20 protein-coding genes are annotated in these 21,307 nt (G+C 72.6%); 11 read left to right on the top strand and 9 right to left on the bottom strand.

Features of this window, described 5'->3' with window-relative positions:
• Positions 1-261: 261 nt before the first annotated feature.
• Complete coding sequence (locus tag ACWDXC_RS01410) at positions 262-978, bottom strand: hypothetical protein (protein WP_449976803.1); 717 nt, start codon at positions 976-978, stop codon at positions 262-264.
• A 119-nt stretch (positions 979-1,097) separates the two neighbouring features.
• On the bottom strand, positions 1,098-1,952 hold the full coding sequence (locus ACWDXC_RS01405) for an enoyl-CoA hydratase/isomerase family protein (RefSeq protein ID WP_449976801.1): 855 nt from the start codon (positions 1,950-1,952) through the stop codon (positions 1,098-1,100).
• 130 nt (positions 1,953-2,082) lie between these two features.
• Between ACWDXC_RS01405 and ACWDXC_RS01400 the strand changes: the two genes are divergently transcribed.
• A complete protein-coding gene (locus ACWDXC_RS01400) occupies positions 2,083-2,712 on the top strand; it encodes a TetR/AcrR family transcriptional regulator (protein ID WP_357583724.1) in 630 nt (209 codons plus the stop codon).
• Here the strand turns inward: ACWDXC_RS01400 and ACWDXC_RS01395 are convergent.
• Positions 2,703-3,719 (bottom strand): Lrp/AsnC family transcriptional regulator, encoded by a 1,017-nt coding sequence (locus ACWDXC_RS01395; protein ID WP_449976798.1) that lies wholly within the window; start codon positions 3,717-3,719, stop codon positions 2,703-2,705. The two genes, ACWDXC_RS01400 and ACWDXC_RS01395, sit on opposite strands and share 10 nt — an antisense overlap.
• A 150-nt stretch (positions 3,720-3,869) precedes the next feature.
• Here ACWDXC_RS01395 and ACWDXC_RS01390 point away from each other — a divergent pair, with 150 nt between their 5' ends.
• Genes ACWDXC_RS01390 through ACWDXC_RS01360 form a run of 7 tightly spaced genes read left to right on the top strand, consistent with a single transcriptional unit; the run spans position 3,870 to position 10,621 of the window.
• On the top strand, positions 3,870-5,183 hold the full coding sequence (locus tag ACWDXC_RS01390) for a metal-dependent hydrolase family protein (protein ID WP_449976796.1): 1,314 nt from the start codon (positions 3,870-3,872) through the stop codon (positions 5,181-5,183).
• A 31-nt stretch (positions 5,184-5,214) separates the two neighbouring features.
• The gene (locus ACWDXC_RS01385; RefSeq protein WP_449976793.1) at positions 5,215-6,687 is read left to right on the top strand and encodes an MFS transporter; all 1,473 of its coding nucleotides are present in this window, start codon (positions 5,215-5,217) and stop codon (positions 6,685-6,687) included.
• A gap of 10 nt (positions 6,688-6,697) precedes the next feature.
• On the top strand, positions 6,698-7,078 hold the full coding sequence (locus tag ACWDXC_RS01380) for a RidA family protein (RefSeq protein ID WP_449976790.1): 381 nt from the start codon (positions 6,698-6,700) through the stop codon (positions 7,076-7,078).
• Positions 7,079-8,107 (top strand): threonine ammonia-lyase, encoded by a 1,029-nt coding sequence (locus ACWDXC_RS01375; protein ID WP_449976787.1) that lies wholly within the window; start codon positions 7,079-7,081, stop codon positions 8,105-8,107.
• On the top strand, positions 8,104-8,637 hold the full coding sequence (locus ACWDXC_RS01370; RefSeq protein ID WP_357583717.1) for a hypothetical protein: 534 nt from the start codon (positions 8,104-8,106) through the stop codon (positions 8,635-8,637). Before ACWDXC_RS01375 ends, ACWDXC_RS01370 begins: the two co-directional genes overlap by 4 nt.
• The gene (locus ACWDXC_RS01365) at positions 8,637-9,227 is read left to right on the top strand and encodes a thiamine pyrophosphate-dependent enzyme (protein ID WP_449976784.1); all 591 of its coding nucleotides are present in this window, start codon (positions 8,637-8,639) and stop codon (positions 9,225-9,227) included. The genes ACWDXC_RS01370 and ACWDXC_RS01365 overlap by 1 nt, the downstream gene beginning before the upstream one ends.
• Positions 9,224-10,621, top strand: coding sequence for an aldehyde dehydrogenase family protein (locus ACWDXC_RS01360; RefSeq protein WP_449976782.1), 1,398 nt, complete (start codon positions 9,224-9,226; stop codon positions 10,619-10,621). The genes ACWDXC_RS01365 and ACWDXC_RS01360 overlap by 4 nt, the downstream gene beginning before the upstream one ends.
• Before the next feature lie 83 nt (positions 10,622-10,704).
• Here ACWDXC_RS01360 and ACWDXC_RS01355 read toward each other — a convergent pair whose 3' ends face one another.
• Positions 10,705-11,436: a 3-keto-5-aminohexanoate cleavage protein gene (locus ACWDXC_RS01355; RefSeq protein WP_449976780.1), complete on the bottom strand. Its 732-nt coding sequence runs from the start codon at positions 11,434-11,436 to the stop codon at positions 10,705-10,707.
• A 44-nt stretch (positions 11,437-11,480) separates the two neighbouring features.
• Positions 11,481-12,359 carry a hypothetical protein gene (locus ACWDXC_RS01350; RefSeq protein WP_449976777.1) on the bottom strand — a complete coding sequence of 293 codons (879 nt, stop codon included), beginning with the start codon at positions 12,357-12,359 and terminating at the stop codon, positions 11,481-11,483.
• Between the two features lie 211 nt (positions 12,360-12,570).
• Here ACWDXC_RS01350 and ACWDXC_RS01345 point away from each other — a divergent pair, with 211 nt between their 5' ends.
• Entirely contained in the window at positions 12,571-12,846 is a 276-nt protein-coding gene (locus ACWDXC_RS01345; protein WP_449976774.1) for a hypothetical protein, read from the top strand.
• A 21-nt stretch (positions 12,847-12,867) separates the two neighbouring features.
• Here ACWDXC_RS01345 and ACWDXC_RS01340 read toward each other — a convergent pair whose 3' ends face one another.
• Genes ACWDXC_RS01340 through ACWDXC_RS01325 form a run of 4 tightly spaced genes read right to left on the bottom strand, consistent with a single transcriptional unit; the run spans position 12,868 to position 18,390 of the window.
• Positions 12,868-14,559 carry a glycosyltransferase gene (locus ACWDXC_RS01340; RefSeq protein ID WP_449976771.1) on the bottom strand — a complete coding sequence of 564 codons (1,692 nt, stop codon included), beginning with the start codon at positions 14,557-14,559 and terminating at the stop codon, positions 12,868-12,870.
• Complete coding sequence (locus tag ACWDXC_RS01335) at positions 14,556-16,466, bottom strand: glycosyltransferase (protein ID WP_449976769.1); 1,911 nt, start codon at positions 16,464-16,466, stop codon at positions 14,556-14,558. Before ACWDXC_RS01335 ends, ACWDXC_RS01340 begins: the two co-directional genes overlap by 4 nt.
• Positions 16,463-17,956, bottom strand: a complete 1,494-nt coding sequence (locus ACWDXC_RS01330) for a glycosyltransferase (RefSeq protein WP_449976767.1) — start codon at positions 17,954-17,956, stop codon at positions 16,463-16,465. Before ACWDXC_RS01330 ends, ACWDXC_RS01335 begins: the two co-directional genes overlap by 4 nt.
• Positions 17,953-18,390 (bottom strand): hypothetical protein, encoded by a 438-nt coding sequence (locus ACWDXC_RS01325; protein ID WP_219505895.1) that lies wholly within the window; start codon positions 18,388-18,390, stop codon positions 17,953-17,955. Before ACWDXC_RS01325 ends, ACWDXC_RS01330 begins: the two co-directional genes overlap by 4 nt.
• A 212-nt stretch (positions 18,391-18,602) precedes the next feature.
• On the opposite strand from ACWDXC_RS01325, the gene ACWDXC_RS01320 reads away from it, so the two are divergent.
• Together ACWDXC_RS01320 and ACWDXC_RS01315 are read left to right on the top strand one after the other, a co-directional pair.
• Positions 18,603-19,664: a glycosyltransferase family 2 protein gene (locus ACWDXC_RS01320; RefSeq protein ID WP_449976763.1), complete on the top strand. Its 1,062-nt coding sequence runs from the start codon at positions 18,603-18,605 to the stop codon at positions 19,662-19,664.
• On the top strand, positions 19,661-21,301 hold the full coding sequence (locus ACWDXC_RS01315) for a glycosyltransferase (protein ID WP_449976760.1): 1,641 nt from the start codon (positions 19,661-19,663) through the stop codon (positions 21,299-21,301). Before ACWDXC_RS01320 ends, ACWDXC_RS01315 begins: the two co-directional genes overlap by 4 nt.
• Positions 21,302-21,307: the final 6 nt, after the last annotated feature.

Raw genomic sequence — 21,307 nt, 5'->3', positions numbered from 1 at the left:
GGCGGCTGACGTGGGTCCGCGACCGGTCCTGTCTGGCGGTGGACATCGGCGGCAGCATGGTCGTGCCCCTGTGGCCGATCGGCGCGGCGCCGTTCCGCGCCGGGGAGCGCCGGGGCGTCGCGCTGCCCGGTGTCGGGAATCTCCTGCCCGGTGACCGGTTCAGCGGGACCGCGACCTGGCACCGGGAGGACCCGATGTTCCTCACGGCGCCAGGACGATGTCATCGTCGAAACGGATTCGTCGTCATCGACCCGTCCGGCCTCAGCCGGAGCGGGAGGGGACGCCGATCGCGTCGGCCCACGCGTGGATCTCCTGGTCGTAGCCGGTGAAATGGTCGCGCCGGAAGACCCCGGCGGGGTCGATGTGGCGTGACCCGGAAAGCCCGAACCGGCGCAGCAGATCGACGATGAGCGGTCGTGCCGCCGTCGTGAGCGCGGGTGACAGGCATGTCGCCAGGTCGGCGAGGTGGCGAGCGGAGGCGGCCCCGGTGAGCCGGCGGTCTCCCGCCGGGCCGTACGTTGTGCCGGCGTGATTCCACACCTCTATCGGCGCCGCGTGTTCGGGGTCCGTAGCGAGGATGAGGGCCGCTTCGAGGGCGAGCTCGGCATCGCGTTCCCCTAAGGCTCGTGCGGCGTTGGCCGCCAGGAGGCGCACCAGCGCGACGGTGATCCACGCGACGGCGCCCTCACCGAGCGCCCAGACCTTGCGGCCGTCGGCGGGGCTGTCGCGCAGCGTCCCCACCTGCAGTCCTGCGAGCGCGGAGCCGTCCGGGTGGAACTCGCAGTAGTACCCGCCGGCGGCCGGGTGGCCCGGATGCCGTGACGGCGCGAAGGCCAGCGCGCCGTCCGGGCGTGGTTGTGGCGGCTCCGCGCCGATGGCGATGGGAGCCGGCCAGTGCGCGACGTGCTGCCTGAGCCATCGCCGCAGGTCCTCCCCGCTCGTTGCGGGGAGCTCGGCCGGCGCCGGGTGTGCCGGCACCGCGGCGACCACGAGCCAGGGCGACTCGGGGCGGAGTCGCCCGGCTGCGTCCGTGAGGAGGCGCGAAAGCGGTTGCGAGGGGTCGGGCATGGCGGAGGGCTCCGATCGTGGGCTTCCGGTCAGAACAGCTTGCGGGCCTCGGAGTCGGCCAGCAGGTCCGGGTCGGGCACCCGGGACTTGCTGGCGACGTTGGCGAGCATCTGGTGCGCCATGTGGAAGCCGAAGTCCTCGGCGACGACCTTCCTCCAGTGCCGGGACACGATGTTGTGAGTGGCCCACCTGGTGTAACGCGGCCGTTTCATGATGAACCTGGCCAGTTCCCAGGCGCGGTCGAGGAGGTGCTCGCGAGGGAGCACATCGTTGACGATGCCCCACTCAAGAGCCTTGTCCGCCGGGATCGGCTTGGCGGCGTAGATGTAGTACGCGGCGCGTTTGATGCCCATCAGCGTCTGGAGGGCCATGCCCTGGCCGTCTCCCGGCGGCGAGCCGAGCCAGAAGTGCGGGTCCATGAAGTCGGCGTCCGGCGCGGCGAGCGTGATGTCGCTCATCATCGCGAACTCGGTGTGCACGCCAGGACCGTTGACGGCGGCGATCGTCGGGATGTCGATGTTGTTGACGAAGCTCTCGATGAGCTTCCAGCCGTCCGCCATGCGCTGGTAGATGTGGTCCGGGTCCAGCTCGGAGGCGGGTTTGGGGTTGAGCCCCTTGGGGTCGCCCGTCATCCATCTGCCGCCGGTGCCGGTGATGATCAGGACGTGGTTCTCCGGGTCGTTGCCGATCTCCTGCCACACGCGCGGCCACGCGTTGTGCGCGGCGGCGGTGTGGGCGTACGGGCCGTCGTCCGTGTGCAGGCGGACCTCGATGATGCCGTCCTCGCGCCTCATGCGGAAGAAGTCCGCGTACCTGGCCGCGTACTCGTCGAAGGCGGGCGGGGCGAGGTAGCCCTCCCAGTGGTCTGCCGGATCGAATGCCATGCTCACTACCTCCATGCGGCAGGGGCACCGCCGCGGGCGGTGCCGGGGTGCGCTCGCCGGGCATGCGGCGGGCATCCCCATAAAAGCACACTTGTCAGTGTGCTTTCATCTGGTGCCGTACGCTGAGATCATGTCGAGGGGTATAGCGGCGGTTCAGACGCCAGGACGCCGTCGACGGTCGGAGGGCAAGAAGGCGGCGATCCTGGATGCCGCGGAGGACCTGTTCATCGCCGAGGGCTACGAGCGGACGAGCGTCGACGCGATCGCGGCCCGGGCGCAGGTCTCCAAGCGCACCGTCTACGACCACTTCGGCGAGAAGGGGACGATCTTCCTGCGCGTGCTCGAGCGGGTGAACGACACGCTCGCCGACACCGTACGCGCCGCGATCGACGAGGAGCTGAGCCCGGGCCGCGACCTGCGCGACGCGCTGACCGCCTTCGGCCGGCGCATCGTCACGCAGACGTTCCCGTCGCCCGCGTACCTGACCTTCCGGCGGCTGACCTCGCAACGGTGGTCGATACCGCAGCTGGCCGAGGCCGAGCGCGACCGTCCGGACCTGATGCTGGAGGAACGCTTCGCCGCGCTGGCGGACCAGGGGAAGATCCGCGCCGCGAACCCCCGTCTGATGGCCCGGCACTACACCGCCCTGACACTCAGCCTCGCGCTGGAGGCACTCGAGACCAGGAAGGACGCCGAGGTCGAGGAGATCCTGGCGATCATCGCCGACGGGGTGGACGCCTTCCTGCGCGCCTACGGCTGATCGCCCTCGTCGAACACCAGCGGCACGGCGCGTACGGATCGTCCCTCCGCGTCCAGGACCCGGCCCAGCAGCTTGGTCATGCTGAGCACGACGGAGCGGTCCTGCACGCGCAGGGCCGGCAACTCCTGGCTCATGCGCCATTCGAGGTCGTGCACCTCGGCCGCCGACCGCAAGGACGCGTCGACCGTCACGTTGAACGGCCCCGCGACGAACGTGCAGGCCCGGACCCCCGGCAGCGAACGGATGCGCTTCTCCGCCGCCCGCATGTCCTGGACGTCCAGGGAGCCGAAGTACACCGCCGAGACCGACCGGCCGGACAGATGCCGGGAGGTGTCGCAGCGGAAGCGGATGAGCCCCGCCTCCTGCAGGCGCGACAGCCGGCGACGTACCGACACCGGCCCGAGATCCACCTGCTCGGCGAGCCGTTCGAACGACATCCGCCCATCGAGGTGCAGCGCGCGGACGATAAGCAGGTCGGTCCGGTCGACGGCGTCGGCCCTCGCTGACCCCGGCTCCGTGGCCGGGCCGAGCCGGCGTCGCTGCTCCGGGTCGAGCGCGCCTTCCCGCCAGTCACTCGCTTGCAGGATCGACCGGGTGACCACATGGCTGCGGATCTTCGCGATCCCGGGGACCCGCCCCACGAGGTCGAGGAGATAGACCGAGAGCGAGGCGAGGTCGGGCGCCTGCGCCAGCACGAGCACGTCTCGTGCGCCGCCGGTCACCTTGACGGTGGCGGCCTGCGGGTGCTCCGCGAGCGTACGCGCGACCTCGGTCGTCCGTCCCGGCGCGCAGTCGATCTCCACCAGCGCGCACGCCGGGGTCGCGTGTCCCGAGGGGTGGGCGGCGACCCAGGCGACCCCCTCGGACTCCATGCGCGCCCAGCGCCGGCTCACGGTCACCGGGTCGACCCCGAGAACCTCCCCGAGGCTCCGCCAGCTCGCGCGCGGCGCGGATCGCACGGCGTCGACGATGGCGACGTCGAGCTCGTCGTAGGACGTAGCGGCCATCTCACTCGAACTTTCCTGCGTGAATCAAGCAGTCAATGGAGATTACCTGCGATATCGCGGCCGAATCGCAGGATCACCCTACCGTGACGAGAACCGACACAACCGGCAGCCGGCGTGAGAACGCAGGCCGGACGAGGGGGTTCAGCGCGCGTGGGACTCGGACAGGCGACATTCGAACGGGGCGGGGCCGCGCTGCGGGTCGAGAACGTACGGCTCATCGACGGCGTCGGCGATGACGTGGTGGACGACGCCGTCCTGGAGTCCGACGCCGACGGCTGGATCACCTACGCGGGCCCCGCCGCCCGAGCCCCCGAGGCGCACCCGGACGTCAGGGCGATCGACGGCCGCGGCGGCACGCTGCTGCCTGGGCTGTTCGACTGCCACACCCACCTCGGCCTGCCCTCCGACCGTTCGCTCGTGGAGACCGCCCTGCTGACGGACCCCGTCCTGGCGACGCTCCGGACCGCCGAACGCCTGAGCCGCACGCTCGCGTCGGGGATCACGTCGGTCCGGGATCTGGGCGGGCTTCCCGCCGCGTTCCGCGACGCCGTCGCCACGGGACTGGTGGCCGGGCCGCGCGTGCAGACCTCGGTCGGCGTCATCAGCCACACCGGCGGCCACGCGGACGACACCCTGCCCGGCGGCAGGAGCCTCGGTCTGGACTACTGCGAGCTCGCCGACGACGTGCCCGGCGTACGGAAGGCCGCGCGGCGGATGCTCCGGTCCGGCGCCGACGTGATCAAGATCTGCACGAGCGGCGGCATCAGCAGCGCGCACGACGACCCCGACGACCAGGACCTGCTCGACGAGGAGATCGCGGCGGTCGTGGACGAGGCGCGGCGCCACGGCGGACGCCCCGTCGCCGCGCACGCGCAGGGACGAGCCGGCATCCTGGCCGCGATCCGCGGCGGTGTCCGCTCGGTCGAGCACGGCTTCGGCATCGACGACGAGGGCTGCGACCTCATCGGGGAGAAGGGGGCCTTCCTCGTGCCGACCCTGTCGGCCGTCTTCCAGCCGCTGGACCCGCGCACGACCACGCCGTGGCGCTACCAGAAGAAGCTGCGCTGGAACGAGCTGGCCAAGGAGAACCTCGCCGAGGCCATCGCGCGCAAGGTACGCATCGCGGCGGGCACGGATGCCGGGATCACGCCGCACGGGCAGAACCTCTTCGAGCTCTCGTGCCTGGTGGAGCTGGGGATGTCGCCGATGGAGGCCATCCGCGCGGCGACGTCGGCCGGCGCCCGGCTGCTCGGCGTGGAGGACACGCTCGGGACCCTGCGCACCGGATACGCCGCCGACCTCGTCCTCTGCGCGAGCGATCCCCTGCGGGACATCGGCGTGCTGTCGGCGCCGGAGAACATCGCCCTGGTCGCCCAGCAGGGCGTCATCCACAGGCTCGCCCTCCCCCCTGCGGAGCCGCGAGCAGCCGGACGGAACGGACCGCACGCCGGGGCACGCCCCTGAGCCCAGCGTGTTCCGCAGAAAGGAGACGCTCATGCAGGACATGAGCTCCAGCACCATAGCGGGAACGCCCGCACCCGACGATCTGCACACCGGCTGGACCGGCCGGGTGATCGGGTACGTAGCCGTCCTCGTCCTGGTGAACGTCATGGTCGACACCGTGCTCGCCGCGCCGACCTTCGTCCTTCCGCAACTGCGCGACGCCTTCGACACCACCCAGTTCGCCTGGCTCGACTCCAGCGCGATGCTGGCGGGCGCGATGTGGGCGCCGCTGCTCGGCAAGTCCGCCGACATCTACGGCAAGCGCAAAGTCCTCGTGATCACGCTGCTGGTCGCCGGGCTGGGCGGGGTGATCTGCCTGGTCGCGCCGCACATCGGCGTCTTCGTCCTTGGGCGGGTCCTCCAGGGCGCCGCCGTCGCGGCGTTGTTCCTCACGGTCGCGATCATCCGCGACCTCTGCGCCCCCACGTTCTCCATGATCGTGACCGGTGTCGTCACCTCGGGCTCGGCGGTCTTCGGCATCGTCTCACCCTTCATCCTGCAGGTCGCCACGGAGGCCTTCGGCTGGCAGTTCGTGTTCGTGGTCTCCGCGACGTTCGCGGTCGTGGGCGCGCTCTTCGTCCGCGCCGTGCTCCCGCGAACCCGGCTCAGGACGCCGGGCAAGGTCGACGTCGCGGGCGGGCTGCTGCTCGGCGGCGGGCTCGCGGGGGTGCTGGTGTACATCAGTCTGGGGCATGAGCTCGGCTGGCTGGCACTCGTGCCGCTGGTCGTCCTCGTCGCGGGGGTCGTGGCGCTGGTCGTCTGGTTCGTCGTGCTGAGCCGCGTCCCGGAGCCCGTGATCGACATCCGCGGCATCCCGCTGGCCCTCGGGCTCGGACTCCTCGTGGTCGTCATGGGAACGGGCGCCTATCGCAGCCTGCTCGCGCTGTTCAGCCTGCTCATCGACGTCTCCCCGGACGACGGACTCGGCTACGGGATCGCGGGACCGGCGGCGCTCGGCCTGATGTTCGGCATCCCGTCGATCGGCATCATGCTCGGCGGCATCGTGGCCGGCGCGATCGCCACCCGCGTGGGCCCCGCCTGGCCGCTGGCCGTCGGCGTGGCGCTGGGGACGATCGCCTCCCTCGGGATGTTCCTCGTCGGCGCGGGAAATCTGCCGATCGCCGTGGTCTGCTCGTTCCTGCTGAGCCTCACGGCGGGCTCGCTGGTCACCTCGGGATTCAACCTGGCCTCCATCCTGGCGCCGCGCGAGCGGCAGGGCACCGTCTCCAGCATGGTCATGGTCATGGTCGCGGTCGGCTCCGTGACGATGAGCTTCATCGGATCGGCGATCCTCGGCGCGACGGACCTCGTGGTCGACGGGCAGACCGTGAACTCCTCGCTCGGCGTGCACTCCTACATCGCGGTCGCGGGCTGCGTCTTCGTCCTCGCGGCCATCCCCGGGACCTTCCTGGTGCGCAGGATGCGCGGCCACCTCGTCACGGGCGTGCCCGTCAACCACCCCTAGGAGATCGAGCATGACCAACCTCGCACCGGCGAGCCCCTCACAGGCGCGGCACCCCTACAGCCCTGTGCGCGAGACCGAGACCGGACTCGTCTTCCTCTCAGGACAGCTCGGCATCGCCGACGGCGAACTGGTGGCGGGCGGTGTCGCGAACGAGACCCGCCAAGCCCTGGCGAACCTGCGCGCCAGGCTGGCCTCGGCCGGGCTGGACCTCCGGCACGTCGTGAAGATCACGGTCTATCTGGCGTCGATGGGCGACCGCACCACCGTGGACGCCATCTACGAGCAGATCCTTCCCGAACCGCGGCCGGCCCGTACCTGCGTCGCGGTCGCGGAGCTGCCCTACCGCGCCCGGATCGAGCTGGACGCCATCGCCGCGCGGGGCGGAGCCTGAATGCGGGCCGCTCCTCAGGACGCGACCGGGCCGAGGCCCGAGCTCCCCGTGACGATCGGCGACGTCGTCGCGGCACGGGACAGGATCACCGGCCACGTCGTACGGACGCCCTTGCTCCCCGCCCCCTGGACGCCAGGAGAGCTGTGGCTGAAGGCCGAGAGCCTCCAGCCGATCGGGGCCTTCAAACTCCGCGGGGCCGTGAACGCGATCGCCCGGCTCCGCCCCGAGACCCGCGCGCACGGCGTGGTCACGCATTCGAGCGGCAACCACGGGCAGGCGGTCGCCTGGGCCGCACGCGCGGCGGGCATCCCGGCCGTGGTCGTCATGCCGGACTCGGCGACGGCGGTCAAGGTGGCGGCGACCAGGACGCTGGGAGCCGAAGTCGTCCTCGTCCCCAGCGACCGGAGAGAGCTCGTCGCCGACGCCGTACGGGCGGAGCGCGGGATGACGACGATCCCGCCCTTCGACCACGCCGACGTCATCGCCGGGCAGGGCACGCTCGCCCTCGAAGTGCTCGAAGACCTGGACGACATCGACACCGTGCTCGTACCGGTCGGAGGCGGCGGGCTGATCTCGGGAGTGGGCGTCGCGATCGCGGCCTCGTCCCCGCGCACGCGCGTGGTCGGCGTCGAGCCGGAACTGGCCGCGGACGCGCGCGACTCGCTCGCGAGCGGACGACGGGTCGCCTGGGACGCCCGCGCCACGCACCGCACGATCGCCGACGGAACGCGGACGCCGATCGTCGGCGAACTCACCTTCCCGATCATCCAGGCGACCGTCGAGGAGATCGTCACGGTGAGCGAGGACGAGATCCTCGCCGCCGTGGCGAGCCTGGCCCGTCACGCCCGTCTCGTCGCGGAACCCAGCGGAGCCCTCGGCGTCGCCGCCCAGCTCGCCGATCCCGGCAGGTACGGGCGGGCGGTCGCCGTCCTGTCCGGTGGCAACATCGACCCGGCCGTCCTCGCCCGCGCGCTCACCTCCTCACCCGGAGGAACAGCATCCACGACAACCGAGGAAGAACACCCATGACATACGCACAAGCCGTCGCCGACGGCATCTGGGCGGCCGGCGCCACCCGGGTCGGCTACATCCCGTCTGTGACCGTGGCGCCGGTCATCAACGCGCTGGTCGCGTACGACGGCGGCACGAACGGGGTCTCGCCGCGCGTCACCCCGCTGTCGCGGGAGGAGGAAGCGGTCGGCGTCATGGGGGCGGTGGCGTTCACCGGCGGGCTCGGCACCGTGGTCATGCAGGACAACGGCTTCGGGAACGCGCTCACGGCGCTGACGACGTTCACGCTCTCCTACCACCTGCCGCTGCTCGTGTTCGCCAACACCCGGGGAGGGCTCGGCGAGTACAACTCGATGATCCACTCCATCAGCCAGCCCGTGCCGGCCCTCCTGCGCGCCGTCGGGCTGCCCGTCATCGAGCTGGACAGGACCAGCGGCCCCGGAGACTGGCACGACACCGTGCAGGAGGCCGGCAGGCACGCGGTCATGACATATCGGCCCGTGGTCGTCCTCGGGTCCTTCTGGAACACCGACGGAAAGGTCGCCTGATGAAGCGGATCGAAGCACTCGGCGTGCTGGCGGAGCTGACGAGCTCGCATCCCGTCATCGCGACCTGCGCGGCGACGAGCAGGGAGCTGGCCTCGGTGAAGGACAGCGACAACCACCTCTACCTCCTCGACGCGATGGGCCTGGCGGGATCGGTGGCGACCGGGCTGGCGCTCAGCGTGAAACCGTCGGCGCCCAAGGTCGTCGCCATCGAAGGGGACGGCTCGCTGCTCATGAACCCGAACGTGCTGCCGACCGGCGGCTACCTCGCGCCGCCCAACCTGCTCCTCGTCCTCCTCGACAACGGCGTGTACGGGTCCACCGGGGCGCTGCCGACCTACTCACCGAAGGTCGACCTGCGGCGCCTGGCCGACGCGGCCGGCTGGACCACGCGCGCGGCGCGAACCGCCGACGGGCTGAGCGCCGCCTTCGCCGAACTGCTCACGGTGGAGGGGCCGGCGTTCCTGTACGCCACGATCGAGGAAGGGAACGCTCCAGACATCGAGAAGCTGCTGATCGACCCCGTCTCGCTCACGGGACGTTTCACCCGCTGGCTCCGCGAGGTGCATGCCGTCGCCGAGGCCGCGGCGTGACCCGGGACATCGGCGGCATGGGCGGCATGGGCGGCATCGTCACCGTCAACCCGGCCTCCGGCGACGAACTGGGCTTCCACCCGTACACCACTCCCGAGGGAATCGATCGGGTGCTCGACACCGCCGCGACCTCCACCTGGGGACGATCACGTACGGAAGAACGCGTCGCGGCGATCGGCCGGCTCGGCGCCGTGCTGGCGGAGCGGCGAGAGACGTTCGCGGCACTCATCACGCTCGAGATGGGCAAGCCGATCACGCAGGCACGGGCGGAGATCGACAAATGCGTCACCGCCTGCCGCTACTACGCCGACCGGCTTCCCGAGATCCTGCGGCCGGAGACGTTCGACCTGGACGGCGACACCGCGATCGTCCGCATCGTGCCGATCGGCGTCGTCCTCGCCATCCTCCCGTGGAACTACCCCTGGTGGCAGGTGACCCGGGCGATGCTGCCCGCGATCGCCGCCGGCGACACCGTCGTGCTCAAGCACGCCGACTCCGTCACGGGCAACGCCCTGGCGATCGAGGAGGCGTTCCACGAGGCGTTCGGGACGGGGGTGCTGCAGACCGTCGTGGTCGACGCGGCCACGGCGTCGAACCTCATCGGCGACCGCCGGATCGCCGCCGTCACCTTCACCGGCAGCGATCGCGTCGGCGCCCTCGTCGCCGCGCGCGCCGGCGCCGAGATCAAGAAATGCGTGCTGGAACTCGGCGGGTCCGACCCATTCGTCGTCCTGGCCGACGCCGACCTCCCGGCCGCGGCCGCCGCGGCCGTGCGATCCCGGTTCCTCAACAGCGGGCAGAGCTGCATCGCCGCCAAGCGCATCCTCGTCCACCGCGACGTACGTGACGCCTTCGCGCAGGCACTGACCCCCCACGTCCAGGCGCTGAGAGTCGGCGACCCGACGGACGAGACCGTCGACGTCGGCCCGCTCGCCCGCCACGACCTGCGCGACACGCTCCGTGACCAGCGCGCCCGAGCCCTGGCGGAGGGAGCCAAGGTGATCGCACAGGCGACCGCACCCGACCCCGCCGCGGGCGCCTGGTTCCCGCCGTCGATCGTCGAAGTGGACGGGCACGACTCCGCCCTGCTGACCGAGGAGACGTTCGGCCCGCTCGGCGCGCTGACGACCGGCGCGGACGACGACGAGCTCGTCGCCATCGCGAACTCCTCACGCTACGGGCTCAGCAGCAGCCTGTGGAGCACCGACAGCGAACACGCCGCGTCCGTGAGCGAGCGCATCCACGCGGGGTCCGTCTTCGTCAACACGATCTCCGCCACCGACCCGCGCCTCCCGACCGGCGGCATCAAGGCCAGCGGCTACGGGCGCGAACTCGGCAGGTGGGGCGTCCACGAACTGGCCAACCTCCAGGCACTGCGCATCCACCCGACGTGAGCACCGGACTCCAGCCGGGCCGCCGGGCGCCTTCGCGCTGGGCCACTCTGGATGGCACGGTCCGGGCTGTTTGTGCCATCTCGCTAAGGCGTGCCCGGTGGTGTGTGCTGGATGATCTCGCGGGCTGCGCGGATGAGGGCGGCGTTGTCCGGGGCGGGGGTGCCGTCGGGGAGGTGAAGCACGTCTTCCAGGCCGATACGGGCATGCAGGCGGCGGGAGGCGGCAAGCCGCAGGATGGGCCACGCGGTGGCGTCCTCGCCGTGCAGGAGAATCGGCGCGGCAGCCGGTTCGAGTTCGTCCAGCAGGCCGGCTGCGGCGTGGAGTGCGTCCTGCGGGGTGGCTTCGGTGATCTCGGCCAGGACACGCAGGACTCGGAGGGATCCGGACCGGCTCAGGAACCGTCGTGCTGCGGGAGTGCCGGAGTAGATGCCGGCCTCGATGCCGATCCCCCTGTCGAGCAGGGCTGCGGCGACCTCGGTGGCGCCGTCCTCGTGCCAGTTCACGGAAGCGTGGTCAGGCAGCACGGTCCAGGCCCGTACCTGGGCGGCACGGGCGTGAGGGTCCGCTGTGGCCCATGCGCCGGTGGTGACCCCGACCGGGATGCCTGGGACGGCAGCCCGCACCGCGCTCACGGCGGCGGCGACGGCGGTGGCTTCCAGCGTGTCCTGGCCGTCGTGGTCCTTGGGGTGCAGGTGGATGTCCTCGGCGCCGGCGGCGACAGCATCACGGGCTGCCACCGCCAGCTCGTCAGGGGTCACCGGCAGATGGGGACACTCGGCCCGGCTTCGAGCACCGTTGAGGCAAACCTGCAGCATGGCGCCATCTTCGCAGGCGCCCTGACTCGGGCCGGGGTGGAGGGTCAGGCGAAGAGTTCGTCGATGGTGTCGATGATGACCGCGCGCTCGATCCACGTCTCCAGTGTGGGGATGTCGGTGCACGCGGAGATGCGTTCGCGGGCCTCGTCCGGGACCGGGATCGCTCTGGCTTTCAGGGACAGCAGCACCGCTCGCGCCTCGCCCTCGGCTTTGCCTTCCGCCTTGCCGCGCTCCTGGCCCTTCGCCAAGAGGCTCTGGGCGTATTCGCCCTGGTAGAGGTAGGTTTCGGTGGCCATCAGGCGCTCCATCTCTTTCTGTGCACTGCCGGTCAACGCCACGGTGACATATTCAGCGTACCGACGCGCCAGCTTGGAATCGATGTTGTCCAGAGCCTCGGCCAGGGTGGCGAGGATGGCGTGGATCTCGGGGTGGTCGCTGTGGGTGATGGCCGAGATGGCGGCCAGGCCGATGTCGCCGACCGCTTCGGCGACGTCGGTGATGACCGGGGTGTTGTGGGGCCCGATCACGAGCGGGTGCAGGACGTACCCGGGATGCCCCGTGTCGATGGGCTCGGCCGCCCAGCGGGCGGTGGAGTGGTCGGGGCAGATGACCACGAGGGTGGCCTTGCAGCGGTCGCGGGCGCGCATGGTGGCCAGGTAGACGGGCCAGGTCCAGCGTTTGATCGGGTCCCGTTTGAGCTGGACCTCCGCGATGACGCCGAGTTTCTCCTCCTTCTCGCCGTACAGCAGGGCGGCGTCGGCGTGGAAGCTGGCGGGGACGCACTCCGACAGGTCCGGGGACACGAGGCGGGCTTCGGAGTCCCGGGGGAGTGGGAGGTCGAAGAGGGACCGGAGCATGTGCCCGGTCCGGGTGGTGTCGAGGGTCGTGATGCTGATGAGACCCTCGTGCAGGGGGGTAACCATGGGCGGGAGATTACTGTCCGCATTCGAGCCGTCTCGGATGGTCAATAGCCGTGGAGTGGTCCGAGTGCACCGGTGGGATGTGAATCTTCCTCTGAGGGAGAAGATCTTTGTGAGCCGATTTATGTGGATAAATCACTCAATGAATGATCATGTCGCTGCTACCGTCAGGTGACCCAGTCAAGTTTCGGACCGGTAAAGGGGCACAATCCGCATGGCCGAGTTCCACCTGCTGGTACGTCAGAGGTTCGCCGACCACGACACCTGGCGGACCGCCTTCGACAGCCTGGACGAGCGCCGGGCCTCGGCCGGCATGCGCACCGTGCTGGTGTCCACGAACGTCGACAGCCCGGACGAGGCCGTGGTGCTGTTCGCCTGTGCCGACGTCGAGGCCACCCGGGCGCACTTCCAGTCGGACGCGCTCAAAGGGGCGCATGAGCGGGCCGGCGTGATCGAGGGCTCCACGCAGGTGACCTTCCTGCGGTCCTAAGGACGAGGAGAGCGGCCGGGGCTACGGCCCGTCGGGGAAGGCGAGCTTGCGGACACGCCGCACCGCGCGCTTGATGACCGTGCGGTCACGCTCGCGCTCGCGGGCGCGCGCCAGGCGGACCGCCTCGCGCCGCCATTCCTCGGCCTTCTCGCGCCACCGGGCGGCGTCCCGCCCGTTCTTGCCCGCCTCGCGCCGCAGTTGCGACAGCTCGGCGCGCAGCGCGGCGGTGCGCTTGCGGTAGAGGGCGAGCTCCTTCTCCCGCTGGGCGGCGAGCCGTTCGGCCTCGGAGGGCGGCCGGCGGCGCGGTGGGTACACCTCCGGGCGGGGCGCGAACCCCCACGATTCGCCGTCCGTCCACTCCAGCCCGAAGACCTCGTCCAGCACGTCGTCCGGATGCTCGCCGGGTTCGGCGACCAGGGCGGCGCGGGACAGCGCGGCGGTGCGGTCGAGGCGGGCGACGACGACGCCGTCGGCGGTCTCGTCCAGCGCCACGCACAGCGAGCCGCCGTCGTGCTCCTCCAGGTGGGCGACCAGCCGCTCCACGGTGTCCTCGCCGGGCACCCAGCCGGGCGGGACCATCAGCCTGAACGGCGCGGGCGACGTCCCGCCGGGCGCGTCCGCCAGGTGGACGCGCGGGTCGTGCTCGAACGTGGCGCGGATCAGCCGCAGGTCGAGGTCCGGATCGCCGAGCGGCGAGCGGCGGCCGTCGGTCAGCGACTCCCACGGGCCGGGAATCGTGACGCGCACGTCCGGGAGCGAGCCGCCGAGCAGGGCGTCGACGGTGGCCCGTACGTCCTCGTAGCCGCCCGCCGGGACGGTCGCGTCCACGTACGGGACCAGCCACTGGCGGCCCCGGTCGGTGCGCAGGTAGCGGCGGTAGGGGACGCGGTCGGCCACGTACGGGTCGTTGTAGCGCTTGAGCGCGGCGAAGTCCCGCATGGCGGTGGGCAGGCCGAGGTGCCAGGCGCGCGACTCCGGGTCCGGTACGTAGACCGCGCCGGCCTGGGTGAGGCGGTAGCCCAGCTCGGTGTCCTCGGCCAGGACGAGCGAGGTGTCCATGCCGCCGATCGAGCGCAGCAGCGCGGCCGGGTAGGAGACGGTGGCGCCCACGTGGATGCGGGTGGCCAGGGAGTTGGGCGCGGTGCGCAGGCCGTCGTGGTCGTGGATGATCTTCTCGGCCCAGTCGTGGCGCAGGGCCGACAGCGGGAACAGCTCGTCCGCGCGGCCGTTCTCCACGGACTTGCGCACGGTCTCGGGGGCGGGCAGCTCGTCGGTGGCCGAGGTGAAGTCGATCCAGCCGAGCGCGACCACGTACGGGGCCAGGTGGTGCCAGCGGAGCTGGGCCTCGACGTGGTGGCGGTGCGGGACCATGTCGGCGTCCAGCACGAAGACGACGTCGCCGGCGGCGGCGTCGATGCCCGCCTGCACCGCCCAGGCGCGGCCCCAGCCGCCGGGCGGGCTGCTGATGAGCTTGGTGCGGCCGGGTGCGAGCGGCGGCAGGCGCAGCGGGACGGCGCTGCCGTCGTCCACCACGATGACGTCCATCAGCTCGGCCGGGTAGGACTGGGCGGCGAGCGCCGCCAGCGTGAGGTCCAGCGTCGCCTGGCGGTCGTGCGCCGGGATGACGACGGTGACGGTGAGGGCGGGCTCCCACGCGCCCAGGCGGGGCGGGGTGAGGACGCCGTAGTCGTTGCGGCGGATGCGGGGAGTCATGGACGCGGGCTCCCGTCGAGCTCCATGAGGGCGTTCGGCCGGAAGCCGCGCCACTGCTGCCGGTTGCGCTGCAGGAACGTGCCGATCGGCTCCCGCCAGGTGTGGTTGGCGGCGGGGCCGCGGCGCAGGATGTAGCCGAGGCCGTGGGTGCGGTAGATCTGGCCGCCGGCGGCCTGCAGCGCCTCCTGGAACTGGGTGTCGACCGAGCGGCGCAGCGGCCGGAAGCCGCCCACCGCCTGGAACGCCGAGCGCTCCACGAGGATGGTGCCACCCGCGACGAAGCTGGTGATCTGCTCCGTGAACTGCTTGCGGTGCACGGTGACATCGATCGACGACAGGTAGACGAACTCCGGCACGGTCCCCACCACCTGCGCCCCCGAGTAGGAGTGCGCGAGCAGCAGGTCCGACAGGAAGTCCGGGCCGTACCAGTCGTCGTCGTCCATCTTCAGCAGGAACGAGCCGGACGCCCTGGCCGCGGCCTCGTTCAGCACCTCGCCGAACACCGCCTGCGCGCCCGCCTCGAACACGGTCAGCGGCCCGTCGTACGCGGCGACCGCGGCGGCCACGTCGGGATGCCCCGGCGGGACGCCGTGCAGCGCCAGGACGACCTCCAGCCGGACGTCGCGCTGGCGGGCGATCTGGTCGAGTGCGAAGCCGACCATGTCGGTGCGGCGGGTGGCCAGCAGGACCGAGGTGAGCGGGGGAGCGGGCGGCGGCGCGCCGAGCTGCTCCCAGCGGGCGGCCACGCCGTGGGTGCGCAGCGCGGTGCGGCGCAGGCGGATGCTGTGCTCCTCGCGCCGCAGGTCGTCGGCCAGGTCGGGCGGCGACTGGACGAGCGCGACGAGCTCCTCGCCGAGCGCGCCCGCCCAGCGGGGCACCGGCCCGGAGAACAGCGGCACGCCGGCGGCGGCCAGCCCGGCCAGCACCCGCACGGCGGCGAGCGGGCCGCTGTGCGCGTGGTGCCAGTCGATCTCGACGGCGCGGATCTGCCGCAGCCGGGACACGTCGGCGTCGGTGACGCCGCCCGACTCGGCGAACGTCGTCACCGGCTTGCCGTCCAGCAGCACCGTCCAGCGGCCGTCGCGTTCGGCCAGCGCGGCCACGCCCCGGGTCGGGGTGGTGACGAAGCCCTGCGGGTTCACCAGGCGCTCGTCCACCGGCGGGATCATGGACGGCTCGGCGAGCACGTCGGGGTCGGCCAGCGGCAGCTCCGACCCGCCGGGCCGGCCCAGCCGCTCCCAGCTCGCCGCCCGGAGCGTCGGCCGTTCGACGGGGGTCTCGGCGCCGTCCCAGGAGCGGGCGGCGCCGGCGGCCGACGGGGGCGCGGTCTCGGCGTCCAGCGTGCGCAGCACCAGGTCGCTGCCGGGCGCGCCGACGCGTTCCGGGACGGGCCCGGCGACGTCGGCGGGGGTGGCGTTGGGGTCGCCCGGCCGCCAGTCGGCGGCGCCGACGCCGGCGATCGCGGCGGCGGGCGCGGCGATCACGTCGAGCCGGTGCCCGGCGAACGCGCGGGCCGTCGCCGTCACGGTACGGCCTGCCGGGGCGGGCGCGGAGAAGCGGGCGTCCACCACCCACACCCGGTCCTTGGGCCGGTAGACGCGCAGGTCCGACAGGGAGCGCCAGCGGTGCGCGGGCGTCGGCGTCGGCACCGGCGCGGGGTGGGCGGCCGGGGTGTCGAGCACGGCCACGACCACCCGGCGGGCCTCCGGCAGCAGCTTGTGCAGCGTCGCGGCGCGCCGCAGGTCGGCCGGGGTGCGGGCGATCACCAGCACCTCCGCCGCCTGCTCGGCGTCGCCGCCCGGCTCCAGCAGGTCGCGGTCCAGGTCGACGCCCGGCACGGCCGCGTCGTCGATCCCCGCGAGGAACACCCTGGCCTTGGGCAGCTCGGCCAGCAACCGGTCGATCATCCGGCGCTCCGCAGGTGTCTCATCAGGGACGACAGCGGCCCCTTGGTCCCGTCGTCGTCGGCGGGCGCCGACAGGCGTTCGACCTCGGCGGTCAGCCGGTCGATCTCGGCCTTGGCCGCCTTCAGCTCAGCGGCCCGCTCGGCTGCCACGGCCCGCCACCTGGCCGCGTCGCCGCCCGGCGGCTCGGCCTCGTCAGCGGGGACGAACCCGTGCTCGTCCCCGCCCACCCACAGCGAGCCGAACAGCTCGTCCACCAGGTCGTCCGCCGCCCCGGGGAAGCGCGCCGCGCGCGCGAAGGCCGCCGTGCGCTCCAGCCTGGCGGCCACGACCCCGGTCGCGGTCTCCGCCAGCACGGCGCTGACCAGGCCGAGCGTGTCCTGTTCGGCGAGGCGTACGAGGGAGGACAGGGTGCCGGCGCCGAGCGCCCAGCCGGCGGGGACGCGCAGCGAGAAGGGCGCGGGCGCGACGGACGCGGGCGCGCTCTCGGCGAACGCCACGCGCGGCTCGTGCGCGTACAGGTTGCCGAGCAGGCGCAGGTCCAGCAGCGGTTCGTCCAGGCTGGCGCGGCGCCCGCCGGTCAGCTCGCCCCACGGGCCGACGATCGTGACCGCTGCGTCGACGAGCGTCCCGGCCAGCGCGGAGTCGACGGTGGCGCGCGTCTCCTCGTACGTGGTGGCCGTCACGACCACGCGCACGTACGGGACCAGCCAGGTACGGCGCGGATGGCGGCGCAGCCAGCGCAGGTCGGGGATGTAGTCGCCCAGGTAGGACCAGTTGTGCCGGTGCACCTCCTTCTCCCGCAGCATGACCGTGGAGGGCCCGACGTGCTTGCCGACGGCCTCCGGGTCGGGGATGAACACCGCGCCCGCCTGCGCCAGCCGGTAGCCGAGCTCGGTGTCCTCCGCCATGTTCAGGCCGGGGTCGACGCCGCCCGCCGCGCGCAGCAGCTCTCTGCGGACCGAGCTGGACGCGCCCGTGTGCAGCAGGTACGCGCTCGCGCCGGCGTCACGCAGCCACCTGGTGGACTCCAGGGTCTTGAGCGTGTACGGGGTCGGCGCGCCCTCGTCGCCCGGCGCGTCCACGAACCTCGTCTCCCCGATCACCACGGCGTGGTCGATGAGGTGGTGCCAGCGCAGGTGCGCCTCCAGGTGGCCCGGGTTCAGCACCATGTCGGAGTCGAGCCAGTGGACGACGTCGCCGGTGGCCGCGAGCTGCCCGGCCTGGCGGGCGGCGCCCCGGCCCCAGCCCTGCTCCACCCGCACGACGCGGGCGCCCGGCAGGTGGACGGGCGGGTCGCTGCCGTCGTCGGCGACGACCACCTCGACCAGGTGCGCGGGGTAGGTCTGGGCGGCCAGCGAGGCCACCGTGCGCTCCAGCGCCTCCTGGCAGTCGTAGGCCGGGATGACCACGGACACGCTGAGCTCGGGCCGCCACGAGCCGAGCGCGGGCGGGCTCAGCACCCCGTAGTCGTTGTGCCGGACGCGGGTCATACCCGGTCCTTGGAGAGCGCGCGGACCTCCTCGCGCAGCTCCTCCACCTCTCGGGCTCTGGCCATGGCGTTGACGCGGTCCTCGCCGAGCGAGGCCAGGATGGCGCCGATGTCGTCGCCGCGCCGGGCGCCCGACTCCTCGACGGCGCGGGTGAGCTTGTCCAGGCGCGCGTCGATCTGCCGCAGCGCGGTGGTGGTCCTGGCCAGCTCGGCCTCGTACTTCTTGACGCGCAGGTCGATGCGGTGCGCCTTGCCGTCGATGCGGCGCACGGCGAGGACCAGGAAGGCGAGCGCGGCGAGCGAGATCACGAATCCACCGGCCGTCGCGGCCTCCGCGAGGGAGAACAGGCCGGCGAGCACCAGCAGCACGAGCACGGCCAGGGCCAGTGCTCCCAGAGCGGCGGCGGTGGCTGCCGGCCGGCGTGGCGCAAGCATCCGCTCAAACCTTTCGTTATGACTTATCCGGGCGTTAGGGCATTAATGACACCTTATTCAACAACAGTCACCACCGTGCCAGAGTTTCCTGTGCACACACTGTGAATCTGCCGTGACCGCCCATACCGGATGGGAACCCTGCGGGTACGTGTCAGTAAAAAGCGGCGTAAGGTAGGCGCCGATCAAGTCCGACCCGCTAGGAGCAGCAGCGCATGTCCCTCACCCCGGCCGGCTTCGCCCGCACGGCTGACCAGGGGCTCGCGCGCCTCCACTGGCACGACGACGGCTGGGTGCGGCCCCCCGCCGCGGAGCTACGCCGCCTGCGCGGCCTGGAGATCGACTGGCCCGCCGGCGAGGTGCCGCTCGACGACGTCATGGAGCTCGCCGCCGCCGGGGTGCCGCTGACCGCCGCTCACGCGCCCGCCTGGGTCCCCGCCGGCCTGGCCGCGCTGCTCACCGACCGCGACTGGCTCGCCCACGAGCCCGGCGGCGGCCTGCGCTGCCTGGCCGACCTGCGGCGCGAGGAGCACAGCGTACGCCTGCGCCGCCTGGCCAGGCCCCCTGCGACGCCCAAGGTCAGCATCGTCATGGCCACGATGCGGCCGGGCCTGGTGGGCGAGGCCCTGGCGCAGATGGCACGCCAGCGCGGCGTCGAGGCCGAGGTCGTGCTCGGGCTGCACGGGTTCACGTACGACGAGGTGCGCCCGGCGGTCGAGTCCTGCCCGCTGCCGGTGTCCTGGGTGGAGGCCGAGCGCGCGGTGCCGTTCGGCGAGGTGCTCAACCGGGCGGCGGCGCAGGCCACCGGCGACCACCTGGCCAAGTGGGACGACGACGACTGGTACGGCCCCGACCACCTGGCCGACCTCGTCATGGCGGCCGCCTACTCCGGCGCCGACGTCGTGGGCACCACCGGCGAGTTCTTCTACCTGGAGCCGCTCCACGTCACGGTCAGGCGCGTCACGTTCGCCAGCGGGGCCTCGTACCCGAGCGAGGTGTGGTCCGACCACGTGGCGGGCGGCACGATCACCGTCTCCCGGGCGACATTTCATGACCTGGGGGGCTTTCCGGCGCTGCCCCGGTCCGTCGACCGCGAGTTCCTGAAGGCCGCCCACGAGGCCGGCGCCCGCATCTACCGCACCCACGGCCTCGGCTACATGCTGCGGCGCGGCCTCGGCGGCGGTCACACCTGGCAGCTTCCCCTCGGCCACTTCCTCAAGGTCGCCGCGAACCAGTGGCACGGCTTCCGCCCCAGCCTGCTCATGGAAGCCGCATGAGGCTGCGCGGCAACGACTACCGCCCGCTGCGACCGCCCGCCGGCTACACCCCGGAGCTGCGCGTCAGCGTGATCGTGCCCGCCTACGGCGGCCAGGACAAGCTCGACCTCGCGCTCGCCGGGCTCGCCAGGCAGACCTACCCGGCCGGGCTGACCGAGGTCGTCGTCGTCGACAACGGCACCACGCCGCCGCTGCGCCTGCCCGCCGAACGCCCGGCCGGCACCCGCCTGATCCGCTGCGAGAGGCCCGGCCGCGCCAGCGCCCGCAACGCCGGCCTCGCCGAGGCGACCGGCGACGTCATCCACTGGCTCGACTCCGACGTGGTCCTCACCCCCGGCGCCCTCACCGCCCACATGCGCTGGCACCACGCCGCCCCCTACCTCGTCGTCTACGGCCACCTGCGCTTCAGCGAGGCCGAGCTGCCCGCCGAGCTGCCCGCCGACCTCGAGGCGTACTTCGAGCCCGCCGAACCCCACGCCTGGATCGTCGACCTGGTCGAACGCACCGACGGGCTCACCGCCAACTCGCCGCGCCCGTTCAGCGTGCACGTCGGCGGCAACACCTCCGTCAGCGCCCGGCTCATCGAGGCCGCCGGGCCGATGGACGACGAGCTGATCCTGGGCCAGGACACGGAGATGGGCTACCGCCTCGCGCAGGCCGGCGCCGTGTTCGTGCCCGAGCCCGACGCCCGCGCCTACCACCTCGGCCCCACCATGCGGATGCGCGACAAGCCGCGCATCGACCGCGTCAGCCACGCCTTCGTGGCCGACCGCATCCCCGCCTACCGCTGGCTGCGCTCCCACCCGGCCCGCCAGTGGCTCGTCCCGAGCGTCGTCGCCCTGGTCGACGGCACCGCGCCGTACGAGGACGTGCGCGCCACCGTCGACGCGCTGCTCGCCGGCACCGTCAACGACGTGCGCGTGCACCTCGTCGGCCCCTGGGACGAGCTCGACCGCGACCGCCGCGCCCCGCTGAAGGACCCGCGCCTCGACCAGGTGCTCGTGCACGGCCACTACCAGCACGAAGGCCGGGTCGGCCTGGTCACCACCGACGAGGTCGACCCGCGCGTGCCGTTCCTGCTGCGCCTGCCGCCCGGCTGGGCGCCCGGCGAGGACTCCCTGGCCCGGCTCCTGGACCTGGCCCGTGGCGAGGTGTTCGGGCTGGTCAACGTGCTGCTCGCCGAATCGGCCACGGGCATCGAGACCGCCCGGCTGGAGCGCGTCGCCTACTTCTCCCGGGCCCGCCTGCTCGCCAGGCCAGGCGAACGGCTCGACGACGTCGTGGACGAGGTGTCGGGCGTCGCCTGGGTCGAGGGCGAGGCGTACGGCTTCACCAGAGAGCCGCGCAAGCCCACCGGGCGGCGCGCCGCCTACAACGCGCGGCTGGCCGCCGAGGCCGAGAACGCCCGGCTGGCCGCCGAGACCGAACGCCTGCGCGCCCAGGTCACCCGGTGGCGCGAGGAGGCGGGCCGCTGGCGCAAGAGCGCCGTCGAGCTGCGCCGCGAGGTCGGCACGCTCCGCCGTGAGAGCGCCGACCTGCGCCGCAGGCTCGCCGCCGCCACCCGCGCCCAGGAAAGCCTGCGCGCCCTGGTGGCGACCACGCTCAAACGCGCCCTCGGCAAGACCCAACGCCCTTAGCCGGCC

The organism is Nonomuraea sp. NPDC003214, assembly GCF_053590035.1.
This window is presented reverse-complemented; position numbering and strand designations above follow the sequence as displayed.

Coding starts and splice junctions, on each gene's coding strand:
- ACWDXC_RS01405 (WP_449976801.1), bottom strand. CDS start 1,952: ATGGCATTCGATCCGGCAGACCACTGGGAGGGCTACCTCGCCCCGCCC.
- ACWDXC_RS01400 (WP_357583724.1), top strand. CDS start 2,083: ATGTCGAGGGGTATAGCGGCGGTTCAGACGCCAGGACGCCGTCGACGG.
- ACWDXC_RS01395 (WP_449976798.1), bottom strand. CDS start 3,719: ATGGCCGCTACGTCCTACGACGAGCTCGACGTCGCCATCGTCGACGCC.
- ACWDXC_RS01385 (WP_449976793.1), top strand. CDS start 5,215: ATGCAGGACATGAGCTCCAGCACCATAGCGGGAACGCCCGCACCCGAC.
- ACWDXC_RS01380 (WP_449976790.1), top strand. CDS start 6,698: ATGACCAACCTCGCACCGGCGAGCCCCTCACAGGCGCGGCACCCCTAC.
- ACWDXC_RS01375 (WP_449976787.1), top strand. CDS start 7,079: ATGCGGGCCGCTCCTCAGGACGCGACCGGGCCGAGGCCCGAGCTCCCC.
- ACWDXC_RS01370 (WP_357583717.1), top strand. CDS start 8,104: ATGACATACGCACAAGCCGTCGCCGACGGCATCTGGGCGGCCGGCGCC.
- ACWDXC_RS01365 (WP_449976784.1), top strand. CDS start 8,637: ATGAAGCGGATCGAAGCACTCGGCGTGCTGGCGGAGCTGACGAGCTCG.
- ACWDXC_RS01355 (WP_449976780.1), bottom strand. CDS start 11,436: ATGCTGCAGGTTTGCCTCAACGGTGCTCGAAGCCGGGCCGAGTGTCCC.
- ACWDXC_RS01350 (WP_449976777.1), bottom strand. CDS start 12,359: ATGGTTACCCCCCTGCACGAGGGTCTCATCAGCATCACGACCCTCGAC.
- ACWDXC_RS01345 (WP_449976774.1), top strand. CDS start 12,571: ATGGCCGAGTTCCACCTGCTGGTACGTCAGAGGTTCGCCGACCACGAC.
- ACWDXC_RS01340 (WP_449976771.1), bottom strand. CDS start 14,559: ATGACTCCCCGCATCCGCCGCAACGACTACGGCGTCCTCACCCCGCCC.
- ACWDXC_RS01335 (WP_449976769.1), bottom strand. CDS start 16,466: ATGATCGACCGGTTGCTGGCCGAGCTGCCCAAGGCCAGGGTGTTCCTC.
- ACWDXC_RS01330 (WP_449976767.1), bottom strand. CDS start 17,956: ATGACCCGCGTCCGGCACAACGACTACGGGGTGCTGAGCCCGCCCGCG.
- ACWDXC_RS01325 (WP_219505895.1), bottom strand. CDS start 18,390: ATGCTTGCGCCACGCCGGCCGGCAGCCACCGCCGCCGCTCTGGGAGCA.
- ACWDXC_RS01320 (WP_449976763.1), top strand. CDS start 18,603: ATGTCCCTCACCCCGGCCGGCTTCGCCCGCACGGCTGACCAGGGGCTC.
- ACWDXC_RS01315 (WP_449976760.1), top strand. CDS start 19,661: ATGAGGCTGCGCGGCAACGACTACCGCCCGCTGCGACCGCCCGCCGGC.